At 69.5% G+C, this 23711-nt stretch carries 24 protein-coding genes; 15 read left to right on the forward strand and 9 right to left on the reverse strand.

Annotated elements, in window-relative coordinates:
• Positions 1 to 71 precede the first annotated feature (71 nt).
• From hpaR to AC1D2E_RS17170, 12 genes are all read left to right on the forward strand, one after another.
• Entirely contained in the window at positions 72 to 506 is a 435-nt protein-coding gene (hpaR, locus tag AC1D2E_RS17115; protein ID WP_478198488.1) for a homoprotocatechuate degradation operon regulator HpaR, read from the forward strand.
• Between the two features lie 46 nt (positions 507 to 552).
• Positions 553 to 1176, forward strand: a complete 624-nt coding sequence (locus AC1D2E_RS17120) for a fumarylacetoacetate hydrolase family protein (protein WP_478198489.1) — start codon at positions 553 to 555, stop codon at positions 1174 to 1176.
• Positions 1173 to 1925 (forward strand): fumarylacetoacetate hydrolase family protein, encoded by a 753-nt coding sequence (locus AC1D2E_RS17125; protein WP_478198490.1) that lies wholly within the window; start codon positions 1173 to 1175, stop codon positions 1923 to 1925. The genes AC1D2E_RS17120 and AC1D2E_RS17125 overlap by 4 nt, the downstream gene beginning before the upstream one ends.
• Before the next feature lie 24 nt (positions 1926 to 1949).
• Positions 1950 to 2927 (forward strand): Bug family tripartite tricarboxylate transporter substrate binding protein, encoded by a 978-nt coding sequence (locus AC1D2E_RS17130; RefSeq protein WP_478198491.1) that lies wholly within the window; start codon positions 1950 to 1952, stop codon positions 2925 to 2927.
• A 16-nt stretch (positions 2928 to 2943) separates the two neighbouring features.
• A complete protein-coding gene (gene hpaE / locus AC1D2E_RS17135; RefSeq protein WP_478198492.1) occupies positions 2944 to 4401 on the forward strand; it encodes a 5-carboxymethyl-2-hydroxymuconate semialdehyde dehydrogenase in 1458 nt (485 codons plus the stop codon).
• 2 nt (positions 4402 to 4403) lie between these two features.
• Positions 4404 to 5327 (forward strand): 3,4-dihydroxyphenylacetate 2,3-dioxygenase, encoded by a 924-nt coding sequence (gene hpaD, locus AC1D2E_RS17140; RefSeq protein ID WP_478198493.1) that lies wholly within the window; start codon positions 4404 to 4406, stop codon positions 5325 to 5327.
• 30 nt (positions 5328 to 5357) lie between these two features.
• A complete protein-coding gene (locus AC1D2E_RS17145) occupies positions 5358 to 5765 on the forward strand; it encodes a 5-carboxymethyl-2-hydroxymuconate isomerase (protein ID WP_478198494.1) in 408 nt (135 codons plus the stop codon).
• A gap of 3 nt (positions 5766 to 5768) precedes the next feature.
• On the forward strand, positions 5769 to 6572 hold the full coding sequence (gene hpaH, locus AC1D2E_RS17150; RefSeq protein ID WP_478198495.1) for a 2-oxo-hept-4-ene-1,7-dioate hydratase: 804 nt from the start codon (positions 5769 to 5771) through the stop codon (positions 6570 to 6572).
• A gap of 97 nt (positions 6573 to 6669) precedes the next feature.
• Positions 6670 to 7479, forward strand: a complete 810-nt coding sequence (locus tag AC1D2E_RS17155; protein WP_478198496.1) for an aldolase/citrate lyase family protein — start codon at positions 6670 to 6672, stop codon at positions 7477 to 7479.
• Between the two features lie 199 nt (positions 7480 to 7678).
• A complete protein-coding gene (locus AC1D2E_RS17160) occupies positions 7679 to 8677 on the forward strand; it encodes a Bug family tripartite tricarboxylate transporter substrate binding protein (protein WP_478198497.1) in 999 nt (332 codons plus the stop codon).
• A 143-nt stretch (positions 8678 to 8820) separates the two neighbouring features.
• Positions 8821 to 9612 carry a class II aldolase/adducin family protein gene (locus AC1D2E_RS17165; protein ID WP_478198498.1) on the forward strand — a complete coding sequence of 264 codons (792 nt, stop codon included), beginning with the start codon at positions 8821 to 8823 and terminating at the stop codon, positions 9610 to 9612.
• Positions 9613 to 9750: 138 nt separating this feature from the next.
• Entirely contained in the window at positions 9751 to 10728 is a 978-nt protein-coding gene (locus tag AC1D2E_RS17170; RefSeq protein WP_478198499.1) for a 2-dehydropantoate 2-reductase, read from the forward strand.
• An 18-nt stretch (positions 10729 to 10746) separates the two neighbouring features.
• Here AC1D2E_RS17170 and AC1D2E_RS17175 read toward each other — a convergent pair whose 3' ends face one another.
• On the reverse strand, positions 10747 to 11229 hold the full coding sequence (locus AC1D2E_RS17175) for a hypothetical protein (RefSeq protein WP_478198500.1): 483 nt from the start codon (positions 11227 to 11229) through the stop codon (positions 10747 to 10749).
• Between the two features lie 13 nt (positions 11230 to 11242).
• On the reverse strand, positions 11243 to 12331 hold the full coding sequence (gene alr, locus AC1D2E_RS17180; protein WP_478198501.1) for an alanine racemase: 1089 nt from the start codon (positions 12329 to 12331) through the stop codon (positions 11243 to 11245).
• A 174-nt stretch (positions 12332 to 12505) separates the two neighbouring features.
• Here alr and lplT point away from each other — a divergent pair, with 174 nt between their 5' ends.
• From lplT to AC1D2E_RS17195, 3 genes are read left to right on the forward strand one after another with little or no spacing between them, the layout of a single operon-like run.
• A complete protein-coding gene (gene lplT, locus AC1D2E_RS17185) occupies positions 12506 to 13810 on the forward strand; it encodes a lysophospholipid transporter LplT (RefSeq protein ID WP_478198502.1) in 1305 nt (434 codons plus the stop codon).
• Between the two features lie 24 nt (positions 13811 to 13834).
• The gene (locus tag AC1D2E_RS17190; RefSeq protein ID WP_478198503.1) at positions 13835 to 14737 is read left to right on the forward strand and encodes a DMT family transporter; all 903 of its coding nucleotides are present in this window, start codon (positions 13835 to 13837) and stop codon (positions 14735 to 14737) included.
• A complete protein-coding gene (locus AC1D2E_RS17195; RefSeq protein WP_478198504.1) occupies positions 14734 to 15219 on the forward strand; it encodes a glutathione peroxidase in 486 nt (161 codons plus the stop codon). The genes AC1D2E_RS17190 and AC1D2E_RS17195 overlap by 4 nt, the downstream gene beginning before the upstream one ends.
• Here the strand turns inward: AC1D2E_RS17195 and AC1D2E_RS17200 are convergent, their stop codons facing one another.
• From AC1D2E_RS17200 to amt, 7 genes are all read right to left on the reverse strand, one after another.
• Positions 15220 to 15636 carry a carboxypeptidase regulatory-like domain-containing protein gene (locus AC1D2E_RS17200; RefSeq protein ID WP_478198505.1) on the reverse strand — a complete coding sequence of 139 codons (417 nt, stop codon included), beginning with the start codon at positions 15634 to 15636 and terminating at the stop codon, positions 15220 to 15222.
• A gap of 86 nt (positions 15637 to 15722) precedes the next feature.
• Complete coding sequence (gene glcF, locus AC1D2E_RS17205) at positions 15723 to 16973, reverse strand: glycolate oxidase subunit GlcF (RefSeq protein ID WP_478198506.1); 1251 nt, start codon at positions 16971 to 16973, stop codon at positions 15723 to 15725.
• 8 nt (positions 16974 to 16981) lie between these two features.
• On the reverse strand, positions 16982 to 18214 hold the full coding sequence (gene glcE / locus AC1D2E_RS17210) for a glycolate oxidase subunit GlcE (protein ID WP_478198507.1): 1233 nt from the start codon (positions 18212 to 18214) through the stop codon (positions 16982 to 16984).
• Positions 18215 to 18270: 56 nt separating this feature from the next.
• On the reverse strand, positions 18271 to 19776 hold the full coding sequence (locus AC1D2E_RS17215; RefSeq protein WP_478198508.1) for an FAD-linked oxidase C-terminal domain-containing protein: 1506 nt from the start codon (positions 19774 to 19776) through the stop codon (positions 18271 to 18273).
• A gap of 212 nt (positions 19777 to 19988) precedes the next feature.
• A complete protein-coding gene (locus AC1D2E_RS17220; protein WP_478198509.1) occupies positions 19989 to 20870 on the reverse strand; it encodes a LysR substrate-binding domain-containing protein in 882 nt (293 codons plus the stop codon).
• Positions 20871 to 20971: 101 nt separating this feature from the next.
• Positions 20972 to 21895, reverse strand: a complete 924-nt coding sequence (locus tag AC1D2E_RS17225) for an SMP-30/gluconolactonase/LRE family protein (RefSeq protein ID WP_478198510.1) — start codon at positions 21893 to 21895, stop codon at positions 20972 to 20974.
• Between the two features lie 398 nt (positions 21896 to 22293).
• The coding region (amt, locus tag AC1D2E_RS17230) for an ammonium transporter (protein WP_478198511.1) at positions 22294 to 23711 on the reverse strand (1418 nt) is incomplete at its 5' end.

Raw genomic sequence — 23711 nt, forward strand, 5'->3', positions numbered from 1 at the left:
AGGGTTTACCCGCAGCATTGCCTGCTTGACCCGACTATTTAATATATTAAATAATCCGGGCCAACATGGACATGCGCAGCACCGCCTTTTCCCACCGCAACCTGCCGCGCCTGCTGCTGCAGGCGCGCGAGGCCGTCATGGGCCACACGCGGCCGAGCCTGCGCGAGCATGCGCTGTCCGACCAGCAGTGGCGCGTGCTGCGCGTGCTCGGCGAGCACGGCGCGGTCGAGACCGGCCGCGTGGCGCGCGAGGCTTTCATCCTTGGCCCGAGCCTGACCGGCGTGCTGGCGCGCATGGAGCGCGACGGCCTCATCGCGCGCAGCCGCGACCCCGAAGACCAGCGCCGCACCGTGGTCGAGGCCACGGCGCGCGGGCGCAAGCTGGTGAAGCAGCTCTCGACCAGCATCGAGGCGCACTACGCGTGGATGGAAGAGGCGATGGGCAAGGAGAAGCTGGCCCAGCTCTACCAACTGCTCGACGAACTCATCGCACTGGAACAACCATGACCCCCACGCTACGCACTTCGTGTCTCCGCTGCCCGGCGGCGAAACCATGAGCTACCTCCCCACAGGCACCGTCTACGGCGTGCTGCTGAACTTCCGCGCGGAGTTCGACGCCCTGGCGCCGCAGATGAACCAGCCGCCCTACAAGGCACCGCCGAAAGCCCCCGTGCTGTACGTCAAGACCGCCAACACCTGGAGCCCGCACGGCAGCGCGATCACCGTGCCGGCGCAGGTCGATGCGGTCGAGGTCGGGGCCACCATCGCGATGGTGATCGGCGTCGACAACGACGTCGAGGGCTTCGTGCTGATGAACGACCTGTCGATCCCGCACGCCAGCTTCTTCCGCCCGCCGGTCAAGTTCAAGTGCGTCGACGGCTTCCTGGGCATCGGCGCGGCGATGCGCGATGCGCAGGAGGTGGCCGACCCGGCGCAGTTCACGCTCGAGGTCCGCATCAACGGCGAGCTGAAGCAGTCGGTCGATTTCTCGCAGACGGTGCGCAGCGCCTCGCAACTGCTGGCCGATGTCGGCGAATTCATGACGCTCTCGCACGGCGAGGTGCTGATGCTCGGCTGCGACGCCGGCCGCCCGCTGGCACGCCCCGGCGACCGCATCGAGATCAGCGCGCCAGGCTTCGAGACCCTGGTCAACACGCTGGTGAAGGAGCAAGCATGAAGCACGCGCGCATCCTGTTCGAAGGCGCGGTGCACGACGCCGTCGAGGCCGATGGCCAACTGCGCCTGGCCGACGGCCGCCTGCTGAAGGCCGATGCGGCGTCGTGGCTGCCGCCGCTGAAGCCGGTGCCGCGCCCGCGCACCATCCTCGCGCTGGGGCTCAACTACGCCGACCACGCGAAGGAGCTGGCGTTCAAGGCGCCCGAGGAGCCGCTGGTCTTCGTCAAGGGCGAGAGCACGCTGACCGGCCATCGCCAGCGCACCTACCGGCCGGCCGACGTGCAGTTCATGCACTACGAATGCGAGCTGGTGATCGTGGTCGGCAAGACCGCGAAGAAGGTCAGGCGCGACGACGCCTACGACTTCATCGGGGGCTACACGGTGGCCAACGACTACGCGATCCGCGACTACCTCGAGAACTGGTACCGCCCCAACCTGCGCGTGAAGAACCGCGACACCTGCACGCCGATCGGCCCCTGGCGGGTGGACGCGAAAGACGTGGCCGACCCGATGGCGCTGGCGCTCAGCACCACCGTGAACGGCAAGCTCACGCAGTCGGGCAACACGAAGGACATGATCTTCGACGCGCCCTTCCTGATCGAGTACTTCAGCAGCTTCATGACCTTGTCGCCCGGCGACCTGATCCTGACCGGCACGCCCGACGGCGTGGTCGACTGCCGCCCCGGCGACGTCGTCGTGACCGAGATCGCGCAGATCGGCGCGCTGGTCAACACCATTGCCGCGGCCTGAGCAAACAAGCAAGAGGAGACAAAGATGAAGAAGATGATCAAGCTCGCGACCGCCATGGTCGCTCTGGCCGCATCGGTGGTGGCGTTCGACGCACCCGCGCAAGGCTATCCGGCCAAGCCGGTGCGCTGGGTGGTCGGCTATCCGGCCGGCGGCGGCACCGACTTCCTGGCGCGCACCGCGGGGGCGCAGCTGTCGCAGCAGATCGGCCAGCCGGTGCTGGTCGACAACCGGCCCGGGGCCAGCGCCATCATCGCCTCCGAGAACGTGGCGCGTTCGCCGGGCGACGGCTACACGGTGTTCTCGGCCGACAACGGCGTGCTGGTCTACAACCCGGTGCTCTACCGCAAGCTGCCCTACGACGCCGAGAAGGACTTCGTCGCGCTCGGCATGATGGGCCGCTCGCCGCTGATCCTCACGGCGGCGCCGGGCGCGGGCTTTGCCGATGCCAAGGCGCTGATCGCCGCGCTCAAGGCGGCGCCGGGCAAGTACAGCATCGCGACGCCGGGTGCCGGCAGCCCGCACCACCTGGCGCTCGAACTGTTCCAGCGCGAGGCCGGCGTGCAGCTGCTGCACGTGCCCTACAAGGGCGGCGCCCCGGCGCTGCAAGACCTCATGGGCGGCCAGGTGCCGCTGATGATGCTCGATCTGCCAAGCGGCATCAGCGCGGTCAAGGCCGGCAAGGTGGTGCCGCTGCTCGCGATGTCGGGCGAGCGCGTGCCGCAGCTGCCCCAGGTGCCGACCGCGAAGGAACTCGGCTTCGCCGGGGTCGAGGCCTATACCTGGCAAGGCCTGGTGGCGCCCGCCGCCACGCCCAAGGACATCCAGCTGAAGCTCGGCGCCGATCTGCTGAAGGCCATGAACGATGCCGGCGTGCGCCAGAAGCTGTTCGACGCCGGTTGGGAAGCCCGCCCCACCGACGCCGCCGAAATGAACCGCTATGTGCAGTCGGAGCGCAAGAAGTGGCAGGCGCTGATCGCCTCGCGCGACATCCGAATCGACTGAAGCCCGAAAGACACCCATGCAGATCGACCACCTCATCAACGGCAAGGCCGTCGCCGGCCGCGACTGCTTCCAGACCGTCAACCCCGCCACGCAGGAAGTGCTGGCCGAGGTCGCCTCGGGCGGCGAGGCCGAAGTGAACGCGGCCGTGGCCGCCGCCAAGGAAGCCTTCCCGAAGTGGGCCGGCCTGCCCGCGCCCGAGCGCGCCAGGCTGATCCGCAAGCTCGGCGACCTGATCGCGAAGAATGTGCCCGAGATCGCGCAGACCGAGACCAACGACTGCGGCCAGGTCATCTCGCAAACGGGCAAGCAGCTGGTGCCGCGCGCGGCCGACAACTTCTACTACTTCGCCGAGATGTGCACGCGGGTCGACGGCCACACCTACCCGACGCCGACGCACCTGAACTACACGCTGTTCCACCCGGTGGGCGTGTGCGCGCTGATCTCGCCGTGGAACGTGCCCTTCATGACCGCCACCTGGAAGGTCGCGCCCTGCCTGGCCTTCGGCAACACCGCGGTGCTGAAGATGAGCGAGCTGTCGCCGCTGACCGCCGCGCGGCTGGGCGAACTGGCGCTCGAGGCCGGCATTCCGGCCGGCGTGCTGAACCTGGTGCACGGCTACGGCAAGGAAGCCGGCGAGCCCCTGGTGGCGCACCCCGACGTGCGCGCGATCTCGTTCACCGGATCGACCGCCACGGGCAACCGCATCGTGAAGAGCGCGGGGCTCAAGAAGTTCAGCATGGAGCTCGGCGGCAAGAGCCCGTTCGTGATCTTCGAGGACGCCGACCTCGACCGCGCGCTCGACGCCGCGGTCTTCATGATCTTCAGCAACAACGGCGAGCGCTGCACCGCGGGCTCGCGCATCCTGGTGCAGCAGTCGATCTATGCCGACTTCGCGGCCAGGTTCGCCGAGCGCGCGAAGCGCATCACGGTGGGTGACCCGCTCGACGAGAAGACCATCGTCGGGCCGATGATCTCGCAGGCCCACCTGGCCAAGGTGCGCAGCTACATCGAGCTGGGCCCGAAGGAAGGCGCAACCCTGTTGTGCGGCGGGCTCGGCGCGCCCGAGTTGCCGGACCGCGTGAAGAAGGGCAACTACGTGCTGCCGACCGTGTTCGCCGACGTCGACAACCGCATGAAGATCGCGCAGGAAGAGATCTTCGGGCCGGTGGCCTGCCTGATTCCGTTCAAGGACGAAGCCGATGCGATCCGCCTGGCCAACGACATCGCCTACGGCCTGTCGAGCTATGTGTGGACCGAGAACATCGGCCGCGCGCACCGCGTCGCGGCAGCGGTCGAGGCCGGCATGTGCTTCGTCAACAGCCAGAACGTGCGCGACCTGCGCCAACCCTTCGGCGGCACCAAGGCCTCGGGCACGGGACGCGAAGGCGGCACCTGGAGCTATGAAGTTTTTTGCGAGCCGAAGAATGTCGCGGTGAGCCTGGGCAGCCATCACATTCCTCATTGGGGGGTCTGACCATGGGAAAACTCGCCCTCGCCGCCAAGATCACGCACGTGCCCTCGCTCTACCTGAGCGAACTCGACGGCCCGCGCAAGGGCAGTCGGCAGGCTGCCATCGACGGCCTGAAGGAAATCGGCCGCCGCTGCCGCGCACTGGGCGTCGACACCATCGTGGTGTTCGACACCCACTGGCTGGTCAACGCCAGCTACCACCTGAACTGCGCGCCGCATTTCAAGGGCGTGTACACCAGCAACGAGCTGCCGCACTTCATCAGCAACATGCCCTACGAGGTTCCGGGCAACCCGGAACTCGGCAAGCTGCTGGCGGCAACGTGCAATGAATGGGGCGTGGAGACGCTGGCGCACGACGCCACCACGCTCGGGCCCGAATACGGCACGCTGGTCCCGATGCGCTACATGAACGACGACCTGCACTTCAAGGCGATCTGTGTCTCGGCCCTGTGCACCAGCCACTACCTGAACGACAGCGCCCGCCTGGGCTGGGCCATGCGCCGTGCAGTGGAGGACCACTACGACGGCACCGTGGCCTTCTTCGCCAGCGGATCGCTGTCGCATCGCTTCGCGCAGAACGGCCTGGCGCCGCAGTTCGCCGACCGCGTCTGGAGCCCGCTGCTGGAGCGCATGGACCATGAGGTGGTGCGGATGTGGCAGAACGGCGAGTGGACCGACTTCTGCGCGATGCTGCCGGAGTACGCGGCCAAGGGCCACGGCGAAGGCTTCATGCACGACACGGCCATGGTGCTCGGCGCCCTGGGCTGGTCGGCCTACGACGGCCAGGCGGAGGTGATCACGCCCTACTTCGGATCTTCCGCCACCGGCCAGATCAATGCCGTCTTCCCCGTCACGCCGCAGGACGGCCACGCGATCCCGAAGGCGCAGGCCTCCAGTGCCGAGGGATTCCAGAGCGTTTCACGCCTCTGAGCCGTTGAACGCATCGCCTCGGAGAACCGCATGCCGCATCTCGTGATCCTCTACACGCCCAACATCGAGCGCGAGACCGACATGTCGGCGCTCTGCCGCGCGCTGGCCGACTGCATGCTCGCGCAGCGCGACGACGAGGGCAGGCAGGTCTACCCGACCGGCGGCACGCGCGTGCTGGCCTACCCGGCCGCGCACTACGCGGTGGCCGACGGCCGCGCCGACTACGCCTTCGTGTACCTCAACGTGCGCATGGCCTCGGGGCGTTCGGCCTCTGTGCAGAAGCGCATCGGCGATGCGCTGCTGGCAGCGACCAAGGCGCACTTCGCGCCGATCTTCGATGCGCGCCACATCGGCATCACGCTGCAGATCGACGAGAGCCCGGGCCAGGTCTACGACGGCAAGCACAGCAACCTGCATCCTCTCTTCAACAAGGCCTGAACCATGCTCGATCCGAAACTCATCCGGCAGCTGGCCGCCGAACTCCACGAGAGCGAACGGTCGCGCGTGCAGGTGGAGCACTTCTCCAAGCGCCATCCCGAGATGACCATCGAGGACGGCTATGCGATCTCGCGCGAATGGGTCAAGACCAAGATCGCCGAGGGGCGCATCGTCAAGGGCCACAAGATCGGCCTGACCTCGCGCGCGATGCAGCAGGCCAGCCAGATCGCCGAGCCCGACTACGGCACGCTGCTCGACGACATGTTCTTCGACCAGGGCGGCGACATCCCGTTCACGCGATTCATCGCGCCGCGGGTCGAGGTCGAGCTGGCCTTCGTGCTCGGCAAGAAGCTGCAGGGCCCGAACGTGACGATCTTCGACGTGCTCGCGGCCACCGACTACGTGGTGCCGGCGATCGAGATCATCGATTCGCGCATCGAGCAGTTCGACCGCCACACCCAGCAGATCCGCAAGGTGTTCGACACCATCTCCGACAACGCGGCCAACGCCGGCATCGTGACCGGCGGCCGGCCCGTGAAGCCCGATGCGGTCGACCTGCGCTGGGTCAGCGCCCTGCTGTACAAGAACGGCGTGATCGAAGAGTCCGGCGTCGCGGCCGCGGTGCTCAACCATCCCGCCACCGGCGTGGCCTGGCTCGCCAACAAGCTGGCGCCGTGGGACGAGTGCCTGGAAGCCGGCGAGGTGGTGCTCGGCGGCTCTTTCACGCGGCCCACCGCCGCCCTGCCGGGCGACACCTTCCACGCCGACTACGGCCCGCTCGGCGCGATCTCCTTCCGCTTCGTTTGACCATGGCCCCCACGCTTGCCACTTCGTGTGCTGCGCTGCCCCCCGAGGGGGCCGCAGTCGCCTTGGGCGGCCCGGCGCCGACTGAAAGACTCCTGACATGACCACACCCACGAACCCCTTCAAGCAGGCCCTGATCGACAAGCGCGCACAGATCGGCCTCTGGCTCGGCCTGGCCGATGCCAACAGCGCCGAGATCTGTGCCGGCGCCGGCTTCGACTGGCTGCTGATCGACGGCGAGCATTCGCCCAACGGCCTGCAGAGCATCCTGCAGCAGGCGCAGGCGATCGCCGCCTATCCGGGCGTGAACGCGATCGCGCGCGTGCCGCTGGGCCACGGCGACGCCGGCGCGGCGCTGATCAAGCAGTACCTCGACCTCGGCCTGCAGACGCTGCTGGTGCCGATGGTCGACACACCCGAGCAGGCCCGCGCGATCGTGCGCGCGATGCGCTATCCGCCCGAGGGCATCCGCGGCATGGGCGGGGCGCGCGCCTCGCGCTGGGGCCGCTACCCGAGCTATGCCAAGGACGCCAACGACCGCGTCTGCCTGCTGGTGCAGGCCGAGTCGCGCGAGGCGCTGGCCAACCTGGAAACGATCGCGGCGATCGACGGCGTCGACGGCGTCTTCATCGGGCCGGCCGACCTGTCGGCCTCGATGGGGCACGTGGGCAACTCCGACCACCCCGAGGTGCAGGCCGCGATCGAGGACGCCATCGCGCGCATCCAGCGCGCCGGCAAGGCCGCGGGCATCCTGACGCCGAACGAGACGCTGGCGCGCAAGTACCTGGCGCTGGGCGCGAGCTTCGTCGCCGTCGGGCTGGACACCAACCTGCTGGTGCGCAGCACCAGCGCGCTGGCGGCGAGCTTCAAGGGCGTCGCCAAGCCCGCGGCGGCCGGGGGCACCTACTGAGCGACGGACGATCGATGCGAGGACCTTCGGTTGAAGACGTGAGGTAAACGCGGGTGTCGGGCGGCGCGGCTTGCAGGAAGAATATGCCCTCAGCGCGCGGCCTGGCCACCAGGGCGCCGTGACCCTCTGCGGCGGCACCCTTCGGCTGCGCGACGAGTTCCAACCAAGCATCCATCCATCCATCCCGAGGAGACATCGAATGACCATCACCCGCCGCCATCTGCTGCAGACCACCAGCGCCTCCGCGCTGCTGGCCAGCCTGGGCCAGCAAGTCTTTGCGCAGTCGCAAGCCTTTCCGTTCGAGACCGCGCGGCTGATCACCGGCTTCGCGGCCGGCGGCACCTCCGACACCACCTGCCGTCGCGTCGCGACCCGGCTGCAGCCCGACTACGGCCGCGCCGTGGTGGTCGAGAACCGCACCGGCGCGGGCGGCCAGATCGCCGTGACCTACGTCAAGAGCCAGCCGGCCGACGGCGCGACGATCCTGCAGACGCCGACCTCGATCCTCACGATCTATCCGCACATCTACAAGAAGCTGCCCTACGACCCGCTGGTCGACCTGTCGCCGGTGACCATCGCCTGCGTGTTCGACTTCGGCTTCGCGGTCGGGCCGGCGGTGCCGATGTCGGTCAAGACGGTGCCCGAGTTCCTGGCCTGGGCCAAGACCCATCCCGAGGGCGCCAACTTCGGCTCGCCGGCGGCCGGCTCGACGCCGCACTTCATCGGCGCGCTGCTCGGCAAGAGCGCCGGCGTGGAACTGAAGCATGCGGCCTACCGCGGCACGCAGCCGGCGATGCTCGACCTGCTGGGCGGCAACATCGCCGCGGTGTCGGGCCCGATCGGCGACATCACGCAGCACCTGCCCACGGGCAAGGTGCGCATCCTCGGCGTCTCTGGCGCCAAGCGCAGCCGCTTCGCGCCCGACGTGCCGACCTTCGAGGAACAGGGCATCAAGGACATGACGCACAGCGAGTGGTTCGCCTTCCTGCTGCCGGCCAAGGCTTCGCCCGAAGTGGTGAATCGCGCCAACGCCGCCTTCAAGGTGGCACTGGCGCAAAAGGACGTGATCGACGGCCTGGCGAACTTCGGCCTGGAGGCGATGTCCTCCACGCCGGCCGAGCTGACGGAACTGCTCAAGAAAGACACGGCCAAGTGGGCGCCGATCGTCAAGCAAGTCGGCTTCACCGCCGAAGGCTAGAACATTGACTCACCCCCAGGTTGGCTCACTTCGTGTAGCCGCCCACCCCCTCGCCGGGGGCAATACCAGCGGCCCGGCAAAGCCGGTTCCGCGGTATTCCTGGAAGGGGACTGGGGCGTACTGAATGACTTGAAGGACATGCCATGAACACACTCTCCACCCCATCGCCCTCGGCGCTGGTGCATCCCGCCCTCCACCCCGACGAGCGCGCCGCCCGGCTGCAGCTCGCCGCCTGCTACCGCGTGTTCGCGATGCTGGGCTGGACCGAGATGATCTACAACCACATCACGGTGCGGCTGCCCGACAGCGTGAGCGGTGGCGAGAAGCAGTTCCTGATCAATCCCTTCGGCCTGCACTACAGCGAGGTCACGGCCGGCAACCTGGTCAAGATCGACCTGCAGGGCCGGGTGCTCGACGGCTCGACCTACCCGGTGAACCCGGCCGGCTTCACGGTGCATGCCGCGATCCACGACGGCTTGCCCGGCGCGCACTGCGTGATGCACACCCATACCACCGCCGGCGTGGCGGTGGCCTGCGTGCAGGGCGGCCTGCAGCAGACCAATTTCTATACCGCGCAGCTGCACGGCATGGTCGCGTACCACGACTTCGAGGGCATCACGATCCATGCCGAAGAGGGCCCGCGCCYGCTGAAGAGCATCGGCGACCGGCAGGCGGTGATCCTGCGCAACCACGGCCTCTTGGCCTGGGGCCAGACGCTGCCGCAGACCTTTGCCATCCTGTGGACCTTGCAGCGCGCCTGCGAGATCCAGATGGCGACCTTCTCGATGGGGCCGGCGATTCCGGTCAGCGAGGAGATCGCGCAACGCTGCACGCGCGACGCGCTGCAGTTCAATCCGGCGCACGGCGCCGGGCAGGATGTGTTCGACGCGCTGGTGCGCCAGGTCGACCGCATCGATTCAACGTACAAGCAATAACCCCCAGGTTGGCCCACTTCGTGTGGCCGCCCACCCCCTTGCAGGGGGCAATACCAGCGGCCCGGCGAAGCCGGTTCCGCGGTATTCCTGGAATGGGGCAAGGTGTGTCCCGACCGAAGATCAAAGGAGCATCCCTCAATGAAAGTGTGCATCTACGGCGCCGGCGCGATCGGCKGCTGGATCGGCTCGAAGCTCGCGCAGGCGGGCTCGGCCATCGACGTGGTGGCGCGCGGCGCCACGCTCGAAGCGCTGAAGCGCGACGGCCTCATCCTGGCGAGCGGCGACACGCGCGTGGCGGTGCCGGTCAACGCCAGCGCAGACCCGAAGGCACTCGGCGTGCAAGACCTGGTGATCGTCGCCGTGAAGGCGCCGGCGCTGCCCGCGGTGGCGCAGCGGATCGCGCCGCTGCTGGGCCCCGACACGATCGTGATGACGGCCATGAACGGCGTGCCCTGGTGGTTCCTGCAGGGCGGCTTCGGCGGCCCGCTGGCCGGTGCGCAGCTGGACGCGATCGACCCGGGCGGCCGCATCGACGCCGCGATTCCCGCCAAGCATGTCGTCGGCTGCGTGGTGCACGCCAGCTGCGCGCTCGACGCGCCCGGCGTGGTGCGCCACGTCTTCGGCAACGGCCTGATCATCGGCGAGCCCTCGGGCGAGGCGACACCGCGCGCCAAGGCGCTGCGCGACCTGCTGACCGGCGCCGGCATCGACACCCAGCTCTCGCCGCAGATCCAGAAGGACGTCTGGTACAAGCTCTGGGGCAACATGACGGTCAACCCGATCAGCGCGCTGACCGGTGCCACCACCGATGTCATCCTCAACGACGACCTGGTGCGCGGCTTCATCTCGACGATCATGCTGGAGGCCAAGGAGATCGGCGCGCGCATCGGCGTGCCGATCGCCGACAGCCCCGAAGACCGGCATGCCGTCACCCGCAAGCTGGGCGCCTTCAAAACCTCAATGCTGCAGGACGTGGAAGCCGGCCGCGCCGTGGAGCTCGACGCGCTGGTCACGGCGGTGCGCGAGCTGGGGCAGCGCGCCGGCGTCGCGACGCCGTTCACCGATGCGCTGCTGGGGCTGGCGCGATTGCGGACGCGACAGCTCGGGTTGTATTGAAGCGGCCGGAGGCCGAACTCAGCGCCCCAGCAGCACCCGCACCGCCGCCGGCAGCGCGTTCGCCTGCGGCATGAAGCGGTCGATCACCACGACCACCGCGCCCTCGTCGGCGCCGCCCACCAGGTCGAGCGCGCCGCCGCCCACGTCCGGCAGGCCGCCGGCGTCGAGCTTGGCCGCCGATCCGTGCGCCGACGGCCAGTCGACCATGCCGGGGTCGGCCAGGTCGGGATCGAAGCCCGTGTTGCGCTGCACCAATCGCGCCGCCCACCAGCGCAGCAGCAACAGGTAGGCGCCGTAGCCGGCGCCCAGCGTCAGCGCATAGCGCAGGGCCAGGGTGTCGACGCCCAGGCGCATCTGCAGGTGCGACACCCCCCACATCAAGACCAGGATCACGGTGCCGATCACAAAGCCGTGCAGCCGCAGGTCGTGGCTGCGGTGCAGCGCCTGCCCGACGCGCGATTCCCAGAGCCGGACCGAGCGCCAGTCGGAGAGGATCTTCAAACTGCGGCGGCCTTCAGTCCGCCGTGATGGGGACACGAGGCGCCACGGCGCACATCAGCTCGTAGCCGATGGTGCCGCCGGCCTTCGCCACCTCGTCGATCGGCAGCAGGGCGCCCTTCGGCGACCGGCCCCACAGCGTGACCTCGGAGCCGAAGCCGGCGTCGGGCACCGGCGTCAGGTCGACCGTGATCATGTCCATGCTGACGCGCCCGACCATGCGCGTGCGCACGCCGTCGACCAGCACCGGCGTGCCGGTGCTGCAATGGCGCGGGTAGCCGTCGGCATAGCCGACCGCGGCGACGCCGATGCGCAGCGGCTCTTCGGCCCGGAAGCTGGAGCCGTAGCCGATGGTGTCGCCGGCCTTCAGCGTCTGCACCCCGATCAGCCGGGTGGCGAGCGTCATGGCCGGCTGCAACTGCCAGTGCTCGGCGTCGTGCTCGGGGAAGTCGGGGGCGCTGCCGTACAGCAAGATGCCCGGGCGCACCCAGTCGGCCCGGGTCAGGGCCGCGTGGCGCAAGGTGGCGGCGCTGTTGGCGATCGAGCGCTCGCCCGGCAGGTCTTGCGTGGCGTGGTCGAAGACCTCGACCTGGTGCCCGATGCCGCGCGCGCCGTCGGCGTCGCTGAGGTGCGTCATCAGCGAGATCTCGTCGACCTGGGGCAGCGCGTTGAGTCGCGTCCAGGCCGAGCGGAAGCGCTCGGGCGCGAAGCCCAGGCGGTTCATGCCGGAGTTCATCTTGAGGAAGACGCGCTGCGGCACCTGGGTCTTGTGGGCCGCCAGCATGTCGATCTGGGCGTCGCAGTGCACCGTGTGCCAGAGGTCGAGGCGGGAGCACAGCTCGAGGTCGCGCGGCTCGAACACCCCCTCGAGCAGCAGGATCGGGCCGCGCCAGCCCAGCGCGCGCACCCGCTCGGCCTCGGCCAGGTCGAGCAGCGCGAAGCCGTCGGCGGCGCGGAAGGCGTCGAAAACCCGCTCGATCCCATGGCCGTAGGCGTTGGCCTTGACCACCGCCCAGACACGGGAATCGAGCGCCGCGCGGCGCGCCCGGTCGAGGTTGTGGCGCAAGGCGGCGGCATGAACAGTGGCAAGGATCGGACGCGGCACTTCAAATTCCTGGTGAAAAGCTGAAATCACTCACACAACAAGGCCCGGCGTAGGGGCCGGAAAGCGCCATTCTGACATCGCGTACCCCATGCTATAACCGCGCACCCGCCTCTTGAAGCGGAACCTTTTTCCACTACCGCCAGCTCTCCCACCCCCTGGCCAGCCAGCTCATCGATGAAGCGCGGTTTCTACACCATCATGTCGGCCCAGTTCTTTTCGTCACTGGCCGACAACGCGCTTTTCGTGGCCGCGGTGGAGCTGATGCGAACCAGCGGCGCACCGGAATGGCAGCGCGCCGCGCTGGTGCCGATCTTCACCGTCTTCTATGTGGCGCTGGCGCCGCTGGTGGGCGCCTTCGCCGACGCCCTGCCCAAAGGCCAGGTGATGTTCATCAGCAACGCGATCAAGGTGGTCGGCTGCGTGATGATGCTGTTCGGCTCGCATCCGCTGATGGCCTACGCGGTCGTCGGGCTCGGCGCTGCGGCCTATTCGCCGGCCAAGTACGGCATCCTCACCGAGCTGCTGCCGGCCTCCCAGCTGGTCAAGGCCAACGGCTGGATCGAGGGACTGACCATCGCCTCGATCATCCTGGGCATCGTGCTCGGCGGGCAGCTGGTCGGCCATGCGCTGTCGAGCCACCTGCTGGCGATCGACTTCCCGCTGATCGACACCGGCGTCAACACGCCGCCCGAGGCCGCGATCTCGGCGCTGATCCTGGTCTACATCGTGGCCGCCTGGTTCAACACCCGCATCCCCCACACCGGCGTCGAGATGCGGCCGCTGCGCGCCAATCGGCAGCACGGCATCGTGCGCAACGTGTTCGCCCTGCTGCCCGACTTCTGGCAGTGCAATTCGCGCCTGTGGCGCGACAAGCTGGGCCAGATCTCGCTCGCCACGACCACCCTGTTCTGGGGTGCCGGCGGCAACCTCAAGTACATCGTGCTGGCCTGGGCCTCGCTGGCGCTGGGCTACAACACGGCGCAGGCGTCCTCGCTGACCGGCGTGGTGGCGATCGGCACGGCGGTCGGCGCCATCGTGGCGTCGATGCGGATGCGGCTGGACATGGCCACGCGCGTGATCCCGATGGGCATCGGCATGGGCCTGCTGGTGATCGGCATGAACTTCATCGGCAGCATCTGGCTGGCGGTGCCCTTCCTGATCCTGCTCGGCGGCTTGGGCGGTTTCCTGGTGGTGCCGATGAACGCGCTGCTGCAGCACCGCGGCCACAACCTGATGGGCGCCGGGCGCTCGATCGCGGTGCAGAACTTCAACGAGCAGTCGTGCATCCTGGTCCTGGGCGCGTTCTACAGCGCCTGCACCGGCATCGGCCTGTCGGCCTACTCGGCGATCACCGCCTTCGGCGTCGTGGTGGCCGGCTTCATGTGGCTCATCAAGCGCTGGCACGGGAACAACCTGAAGCGCTATCCCGAAGAGGTCGAGCACCTGCTGGCCATCGCGCGCAGCGACAAGCACCACTAGGACCTGCCCACAGGCCCGAATCCGTTGCCCGCTCTCGCGCTGATCCTCAACGCCTTCGTCTGGGGCGTCTCCTGGTTTCCCTTCCGTCAGATCGAAGCCCACGGCCTGCATCCGGTGTGGGCCACCTGCGTGGTCTACGTCGCCATCACGCTCGCGATGACGCTGCGGCGGTGGCGCGTCTGGCCCCTGTTCGCGCGGCAGCCGGCGCTGGTGCTGCTGGGTCTGGCGGCGGGCTTCACCAACGTCGGCTTCAACTGGGCCGTGACGCAGGGCGACGTGGTACGCGTGGTGCTGCTGTTCTACCTGATGCCGCTGTGGAGCGTGCTGCTGGCCTGGGCCTTCCTGGGCGAGCGGCCGAGCGCGGCGGCGCTGGCCCGGGTGGCGCTGGCGCTGGCCGGCGTGGCGGTGGTGCTGAAGTCGCCCGACGCCGACTGGCCGGTGCCGGCCAGCCTGGCGGACTGGCTCGGCGTGGCCGCCGGCTTCGGCTTCGCGGTGACCAACATCCTGCTGCGCCGGCTGCGCAGCGCCCCCGGCGAGGCCCGGGCGCTGGCGATGTTCGGCGGCTGCGCGGCAATGGCCGGCGCGACCGCGCTGGCCGGCACCGCGCTCGGCGCGATGGCGCCGCCGCCGCTGGCCGACAGCGGCTGGTGGGGCTGGGCGCTGCTGCTGGGCACCGGCTTCGCCTTCGCCAACGTCTGCCTGCAGTACGGCGCCGCGCGGCTGACGGCCAGCGCGACCGCGGTGATCATGCTGTCGGAAGTGCTGTTCGCGAGCCTTTCCTCCGTGGCGCTCGGCGCCGCCACGATGGAGGCGCGGATCTGGATCGGCGGCGCGCTGATCGTGGCGGCGGCGCTGTGGTCGTCGTTTGCGCGCGCGCCCGCGGGGGACGATGATCGACGATCGGTTTCCGCCAAGGACATGCCATGACCAGCATCTACGATTTCGAAGCCCGCCGCATCGACGGCCGGCCGGCCCCGCTTTCAGACTTCCGCGGCAAGGTGCTGCTGATCGTCAACACGGCCAGCAAATGCGGCTTCACGCCGCAGTTCGAGGGGCTGGAGGCGCTGTACAAGAAGTACGCGGACCAGGGCCTCGCGGTGCTGGGCTTCCCGTCGAACCAGTTCATGAGCCAGGACCCGGGAACCAACGCGGAGATCGTCGCCTTCTGCACCGAGAACTACGGCGTCAGCTTCCCGATGATGGAAAAGATCGACGTCAACGGCGCCGACGCGGCGCCGCTCTACAAGTGGCTGGTCAAGGAGGCGCCGGGCCTGCTGGGCAGCACCGCGATCAAGTGGAACTTCACCAAGTTCCTGGTCGGCAAGGACGGGCGGGTACTGAAGCGCTATGCGCCGGTCGACAAGCCCGAGTCGATCGCCGGCGACATCGAAACCGCGCTGAAAGCCTGATCAGAACCTGAAGTCGGCGGTCTTCGAGCCGGATCCCAGCGTCACGACCTGGCTCTTGACGACGCCCTCGCTGGCGGCCTCGACCGTGTAGCGGCCGGCCGGCAGGTCGATCAGGCAGATCGGGCCGCTGGCGCGCATCGCCAGCGCGATGCCGCCCTTCGCATCCTTCACCATGACGTCGACATCGGCCAGGTAGTCGCCGGCGGCGCGCGCGAACAGCAGCGACAGCGGGTGGTCCTTCATGGCCGCGCGCAGGGCGGCGGATTCCTCGGCACCGATGCCGCCGCAGACGTAGCGGCCGGCATCCTGGACTTTCATTGCCGGCATCGCGGCGATCTGGGCCTGGGCGGCCCAGGGGGCGGCGGCACAGGCGCAGAGGGCCGCGCCGCGCAGGAGGGATCGGAAAGAGGCACGCATCAGGAGTCTCCCGTCGGGAACACCCCGGCATCCTCGCGCGCCGCCGTCGCGCCGGGGGTCGGACCAGACCCCTTGCGCCTGTGCGATCAGGCCGCCGTTTCAGCCGCCGTTTCGGCCGCCAGCGCGGCGTCCAGCAGCTCGACCCAGTGCCGCACGGGCGTCTCGGTGCCGCTTTGCAGGTGCGTGATGCAGCCGATGTTGGCCGACACGATGGCCGTAGGCTGCAGCTGGTTCAGGTGGCCCAGCTTGCGGTCGCGCAGCGGGTACGCCAGCTCGGGCTGCAGCACCGAATAGGTGCCGGCCGAGCCGCAGCACAGGTGCGACTCGCTGCCCGCCACCTGGATGTCGAAGCCGAGCGCGCGCAGGTTGACTTCGACACCGCCGCGCAGCTGCTGGCCGTGCTGCAGCGTGCAGGGCGGGTGGTAGGCGACGACGCCGGCCGGCGCCGTGACGCGGCCCTTCAGCGCCGGCACCAGCTCGGGCAGCAGCTCGCTCAGGTCGCGGGTCAGGGCGCTGATGCGCGCGGCCTTGGCCGCATAGGCCGGGTCGTCCTTCAGGATGTGGCCGTACTCGCGCACCGTGACGCCGCAGCCCGAGGCGTTCATGACGATCGCCTCGACCGCGCCGACCGCCACCTGCGGCCACCAGGCATCGATGTTGGCGCGCATTTGCGCCTTGGCGCCGTCCTGGTCGTTGAGGTGGAACTTGAGCGCGCCGCAGCAGCCGGCGTTGCTGGCGATCACGGCCTCGATGCCGGCGGCGTCGAGCACGCGGGCGGTCGCGCTGTTGATGTTGGGCGCCATCGACGGCTGCACGCAGCCGGCCAGCATCAGCATCTTGCGGGCGTGCGAGCGGGCCGGCCACGCGCCCGCGGGCCGCGGCGCCGGCACCTTGGCCTTGAGCCCGGCCGGCAGCAGGCCGCGCACCGACTGGCCCAGCTTCATCGCGGGGCCGAAGAGCGGCGACGGCAGCGCCTCCTTGAGGGTCCAGCGCACGGCGCTTTCGAGCGCCGGCCGCGGCACCTTCCGGTCGACGATCTTGCGGCCGATGTCGACCAGGTGGCCGTACTGCACGCCGCTCGGGCAGGTGCTCTCGCAGTTGCGGCAGGTCAGGCAGCGGTCGAGGTGCAGCTGGGTGCTGCGCGTCGGCGCCTTGCCTTCGAGCACCTGCTTGATCAGGTAGATGCGCCCGCGCGGGCCGTCGAGCTCGTCGCCGAGCAGCTGGTAGGTCGGGCAGGTGGCGGTGCAGAAGCCGCAGTGCACGCACTTGCGCAGGATCGCCTCGGCCTCGCGGCCGTCGGCGGTGCCCTGGAATTCGGGAGCGAGTTCGGTTTGCATGCGGTGCTTCAGTGCGCGGGTGGGGCGGGAAGGAGCCGTTCGCGATCGAAGACGGCGTGGGGATCGAACTCGTTCATGAGCGCGCGGTGGATGCGCTCGATGGGGGCGCTCAGGGTGTCGAAGCGGGCTTCGTACCGGGCACCGGCCGCGGGCCTGAAGAGCGTGGCATGGCCGCCGGCGGCGCGGGCCGCGGCACGCACGCGCTGCGACTCGCCGGGCGCGGCCAGAACCCAGCGCTGCCCGCCATGCCACTCGACCAGCGGCGCTCCGCCGAGGTCGAGCACCGGCGCGGTCTGCGGCACCGACAGCCGCCACAGCGCGCGCGCGCCCTCGCCGGCGGCGAACCACGGATGCTGCTGGTCGCGCAGCGACTGCCAGCCGGCCGCCGCGCGCGCGTTGTCCTGGCGCTCGCCGCCCAGCTGCGCACAGGCGGCCTCGACCGCCGCCACCGCACCGCGCAGGCGCAGCGACAGCACGCCCGTGCCGTCGCGCTCGCGCCAGACGCTGGCGTTGAGCGGCAGCGGCCGGCCGCCCCATTCGTTGAGCAGCCGCAGCGCATCGGCCTGGCTGCAAGCGAAGTCGAGCGTGGCTTCGGCCGGCGCCACCGGCAGCACCTTGAGGCTGGCCTCGGCAACCAGCCCGAGCGCGCCCATCGATCCGGCCAGCACCCGCGAGACGTCGTAGCCGGCCACGTTCTTCATCACCTGGCCGCCGAAGACCAGCACCTCGCCACGGCCGTTGACCAATGTGATGCCGAGCAGGTAGTCGCGCACGGAACCGACGCTGGCCCGGGCCGGGCCGCTCAACCCGGCCGCGATCATGCCGCCTACGGTCGCTGCGCTCCCTGCGGCGGTGCCGCCGTCCAGGACGCGCTCGCCCAAGGGCTCGGCGCGGGTCGCTGCCCTCCCTGCGGCGGTGCCGCCGTCCAGGACGCGCTCGCCCAAGGGCTCGGCGCGGGCTCCGCCGGGCGCGAAGCGCGGCGGCTCGAAAGGCAGGCACTGGCCCTTCTCGGCCAGCAGCGCCTCGAGTTCGGCCAGCGGCGTGCCGGCACGCACCGTGACGACCAGCTCGCTGGGCTCGTAGCTGGTGATGCCGGCGAGCGTGGCGGTTTCCAGCGGAATGCCGCGCGCGGGCTCGCCGTAGAAAGCCTTGGTGTTGCCGCCCCGGATGCTCAAGGTCGTCCGGTCGGCGGCGGCGGCGCGGATGCGCTCGGCGATCTCGCTGAGGGCTGGGGATTCCATCGTGGTGTCTCTTAGCAAAAACTGCTGCGCAGTTTCTTGGTCTGTCCCGCAAGGTCTCAGTAACGCGGCAGCTCCGCGAACGGCATCGGCTGCCCGGCGCGGAAAACCTGCTTGCCGTACTCGGCGCAGCGCGACAGCGTCGGGATCACCTTGCCGGGGTTCAGCCCACCGGCCGGATCGAAGGCCCGCTTGACGCCGAACATCAGCTCGTTCTCGGCCGCGGTGAACTGCACGCACATGCTGTTGAGCTTCTCGACGCCGACGCCGTGCTCGCCCGACACCGTGCCGCCCATCGCGACGCTGGTCTCGAGGATGTCGGCGCCGAAAAGCTCGCAGCGGTGCAGCTCGTCGGGGTCGTTGGCGTCGAACAGCACCAGCGGATGCAGGTTGCCGTCGCCGGCGTGGAACACGTTGCAGCAGCGCAGGCCGTACTTCTTCTCCATCTGCTGGATGGCGAGCAGGATGTCGGCCAGCCGCTTGCGCGGGATGGTCGAGTCGAGGCACATGTAGTCGGGGCTGATGCGGCCCGAGGCCGGGAAGGCGTTCTTGCGGCCGCTCCAGAACCTGAGGCGCTCGTCCTCGTTCTCGCTGCAGGCGATCGCGGTGGCGCCGCACTGGCGCAGCACCTCGGTCATGCGGCCGATCTCTTCCTCGACCTCTTCGGGCGTGCCGTCGGATTCGCACAGCAGGATGGCGGCGGCGTCGAGGTCGTAGCCGGCGTGCACGAAGTCCTCGACCGCGGCGGTCATGGGCTTGTCCATCATCTCGAGCCCGGCCGGGATGATGCCGGCCGCGATCACCGCGGCGACCGCATCGCCGGCCTTGCGCACGTCATCGAAGCTGGCCATGATGCAGCGCGCCAGCTGCGGCTTGGGCACCAGCTTGACCGTGACCTCGGTCGTGACGGCCAGCATGCCCTCGCTGCCGATCACCAGCGCCAGCAGGTCGAGGCCGGCGCAGTCGAGCGCCTCGCCGCCGAATTCGACGCCCAAGCCCTCGGCCGTGAAGCCGCGCACCCGCAGCACGTTGTGCAAGGTGAGCCCGTACTTGAGGCAGTGCACGCCGCCCGAGTTCTCGGCCACGTTGCCGCCGATGGTGCAGGCGATCTGGCTCGAGGGGTCGGGCGCGTAGTACAGGTTGAAGGGCGCCGCCGCCTCGCTGATCGCGAGGTTGCGCACGCCGCACTGGACGACCGCGGTGCGGCTGACCGGGTCGATCTTGACGATCCGGTTGAACTTGGCGAGCGACATCGTCACGCCCATCGCGTGCGGCATCGCGCCGCCCGACAGCCCGGTGCCGGCACCGCGCGCCACCACCGGCACGCCGAGCCCGTGGCAGGTCTTGAGCACCGCCGCCACCTGCGCCTCGGTTTCGGGCAGGGCCACCACCAGTGGGCGCTGGCGGTAGGCGGTCAGGCCGTCGCACTCGTAGGGCACGGTGTCCTCGTCGTGCCAGATCAGCGCATGGGCGGGCAGGTGCTGCCGAAGCGCCTGCACCACCTGCGACTGGCGAGCCGATGCCGACAGCGAAGCCTGTTCGGAGGAAGTGAGCGGCGCATTCATTTCAAGACCTCATCGGATGACCATCCGCGCAAAGGGCCGGACGTCGGCCTGCATCGTGACGAACAGGCCGACCCGGCAAGCCAGCGCGATCGAGTGGAAGAACACGTAGCGCAGGATATCGCTTTCATGGTTGAACCTCTGGACCGGACTTTAGGGACCCCGAGGCCCGCCGAGTTGAAGGTTTTTCGCGGCGGCTTTGAAATTTGGTGGATCTAGCTCAGGGTTTCCACCAACCACTCGGCAAAGGCCTCGCACTCCCAGCGTTCGAGCGTGCCGGGCTGCCAGCAGATGTAGTGGCGGTGCGGCGAGGGCACGGGGCGGTCGGACAGCGGCACCAGCCGCCCGGACTCTAGCCATTGCGCGCCCAGCTTCTGCCGCACCAGCGCGACCCCGAAGCCGCTGGCCGCGGCGTCGTACACCAGCCCGAGGTCGTTGAACTGCGAGCCCACGTGGGGCTCGGGGTGGTCCAGCCCGCAGCTGGCGAACCAGGTGCTCCAGGGCTCCAGCGGGCTGCGGATCAGCCGCGCATTGGCGATCTCGGCCTCGGTGCGGAAGCCCGTGAAGGGGCCGAACTCGTTCAGGTAGCTCGGGCTGCAGGCCGGCACCACCCATTCTTCGAGCAGCAGCCGGCTCTCGCAGTCGGCATAGGCGCCGGTGCCGTAGCGCACCTCGAGGTCGGCCTGCTCGGCCGTGACGTCGAGCAGCGGGATCGAGACCTGCAGCACCAGGTCGACGTCCGGGTAGAGGTTGCGGAACAGTTCGAGGCGCGGCATCAGGAACTGGCGGCTGAAGGTCGGCGTGACCGCCAGGCGCAGGCGGGTCGTTCGCGGTGCGGCATCGCCACGGGGCACCGCCTGCAGCGCCGCCAGGCCGATGCGCACGTTCGCGAGGTAGGCCGCACCGTCGGCCGTCAGGTTGAAGTCGCTGCGGCCGAAGAGCTTGAGGCCCACGTGCGATTCGAGCTGCCGGATGCGGTGGCTCACCGCGCTGGGCGTGACGCACAGCGCGTCCGCCGCGCGGCCCGCGTGGCGCAGCCGGGCCACCGCCTCGAAGGTCAGCAGGCACTGGATCGGCGGGATGTGCTGGACGGCCATGGACGGAATGGTAGACCCAGGCCGGCGCCGGGCCGCCCCAAGGCGGCCTGCGGCCCCCTCGGGGGGCAGCGACCCACACGCAGTGGGGGAGCGTGGGGGCCCTACTCCTCGAAGAAGGCGACCGGGAGGCCGGGCGTGGTGACCCGCATCCTGATCACGCAGCCCGAGGCCGGCCGCTCCTCGAGCTCGGCCGCGGGCCGGCCGCGGCGGGCGCTGGTGACGAACAGCGTCTTCAGGTCGTCGCCGCCGAAGCAGGGCATGGTCGGGCACTGGACCGGCGTCGGCAGCGCCGCCACGCGCTCGCCCGAGGGGGCGAAGCGCAGCAGCTGGCCGCCCTCGAACATCGCTGCCCAGTAGTGGCCGTCGGCGTCGATGGTGGCGCCGTCGGGGCGGCCTTCGTAGCGCTGCGGCGAGGCCGGCGTCCAGCCCGCGGGCTTGTCGTCGAACTGCTGGAACACGCGCTCGCGCGACAGGGTGTTGACGGCCGCGGCCCAGTGCCAGGCGCGCACCCGGTGGGCCGCGGTGTCGGACCAGTAGACGGTGGCATCGTCGGGCGCGAAGGCCAGTCCGTTGGCGGTGGTGACCTGGTTGGCCATCGGCACCAGGGCCGGCGCGCGGCCGCCGCGGGCATCGAGGCAGTAGAGCACCGCGTTGGCCCGGTCCTTCGCTTCGTTGATGGTGCCGGCCCAGAAGCGACCCAGCGAATCGCACTTGCCGTCGTTGAAGCGCATGGTGCGGATGTCGTGGTCGACCGTCGCCAGGGGCTTCAGCACCCCGCCCCATTCGGCCGCGCGGTAGACGCCGTCGCGCAGCGCGATCACCAGTCCGCCGCGCCGCGCCGGCGCCATGCAGCCGGGTTCGGTCGGCAGGCTCCAGCGCTCGACCGTCGGCGTGCCGTCGATGTCGCCGCGCGTGCGCAGCACCGCGCGGCCGGGAATGTCGAGCCAATAGAGCGAGCGCTCGACCGGATGCCAGAACGGCGACTCGCCGAGCTGGCTCAGGCTGTCATTGAGAGTGGTCCACATAAAGAAAATTATGCTCGCCCCCAGGTTGGGCTCACTTCGTGTAGCCCGCCCACCCCCTACCGGGGGCGCAGCCAGCGGCCCGGCAAAGCCGGTTCCGCGGCTGCCCACGAACAGGCGGGCTGCGCGCAGCCGCCAAAGCCAGGACGAATCTATGCGGGTTTTCGGCCGGCGAAGCCAGGCCCGTTGGTGAAACACCGCGGATCCGGCTTTGCCGGGCCGCTGGTGTTGCCCCCGGTAGGGGGTGGGCGCCCCGACACGCAGTGCGGGGCAACCTGGGGGCGAGCAAAAAAAGAGCCCGCTGGCGCCGGGGCGCTGCGGGCTCAACATCCAAAGGAGACTCTCGCTGACAAACCAATTCTTGTCCGCGGAAGCGGGCCGCCCGAGGCGGCCCCGAGGCTTCAGCGGTTGTAGGCGGTTTCGCCGTGGGAGGAGATGTCGAGGCCTTCGCGCTCTTCCTCTTCCGACACGCGCAGACCGATGGTCAGGTCGGCGATCTTGAAGGCGATGAACGCCACCACGCCCGACCAGACGATCGTCAGCACCACGGCCTTGAGCTGGATCCAGACCTGGGCGCCGATGCCGTTGGAGATCACGCCTGCCGTGACCCAGTCGCCGACCAGGCCGGGGCCGCCGAGCGCCTGGGTGTTGAACACGCCGGTCAACAGCGCACCGACGATACCGCCGACGCCGTGGACGCCGAAGACGTCCAGCGAGTCGTCCGCGCCGAGGATCTTCTTGAGGCCGTTGACGCCCCAGAGGCAGGCGAAGCCGGCGACGAAGCCGATGATGATCGCGCCCATCAGGCCGACATTGCCGGCGGCCGGGGTGATCGCCAMCAGGCCGGCGACCGCGCCGGACGCAGCACCCAGCATCGAGGCCTTGCCGCGCATCAGCGCTTCACCGATGGACCATGCGAGCACGGCAGCGGCGGTGGCCGAGAAGGTGTTCATGAAGGCCAGCACGGCGCTGGTGCTCGATTCGAGGGCGGAGCCGGCGTTGAAGCCGAACCAGCCGACCCACAGCAGCGAGGCGCCGACCATGGTGAGCGTCAGCGAATGCGGCGTGAACGACTCCTTGCCGTAGCCGATGCGCTTGCCGATGAGGTAGGCACCCACGAGGCCGGCGACGGCTGCGTTGATGTGGACCACGGTGCCGCCTGCGAAGTCGAGCGCGCCCCACTGCCAGATCAGGCCGGCCTTGTCGTTCATGGCGTCGACCACTTCCTTGCTGGCGTAGGCGTCGGGGCCCATCCAGAACCAGACCATGTGCGCGATCGGCGCATAGCTGAAGGTGAACCAGATCACCATGAACAGCAGCACGGCCGAGAACTTGATGCGCTCGGCGAAGGCGCCGACGATCAGGCAGCAGGTGATGCCGGCGAAGGTGGCCTGGAAGGCGGCGAACAGCAGCTCGGGGATGTAGACGCCCTTGCTGAAGGTCGCGCCGGGTGCGAACACGCCGGTGGCCGGATCGAAGATCCCCTTCATGAAGAGCCGGTCGAAGCCGCCTATGAAGGCGTTCCCCTCGGTGAAGGCCAGGCTGTAGCCGTAGATCAGCCACAGCACGACGATCATCGAGAAGGTGACCATCACCTGCATCAGCACCGACAGCATGTTCTTGCTGCGCACCAGGCCGCCGTAGAACAGCGCCAGGCCGGGAACGGTCATCATGATCACGAGCAGGGTCGAGACCATCATCCAGGCGGTGTCGCCCTTGTTGAAAGAGGGGGCCGGGGCGGCAGCGGCCGCATCGGCAGGGGCTGCGGCTGCGGCTGCGGCGGGCGCGGCAGCGGCGGGGGCCGCCGCAGGTGCGGCCG

The sequence above is a fragment of the Variovorax sp. P1_H2 genome (assembly GCF_056405295.1).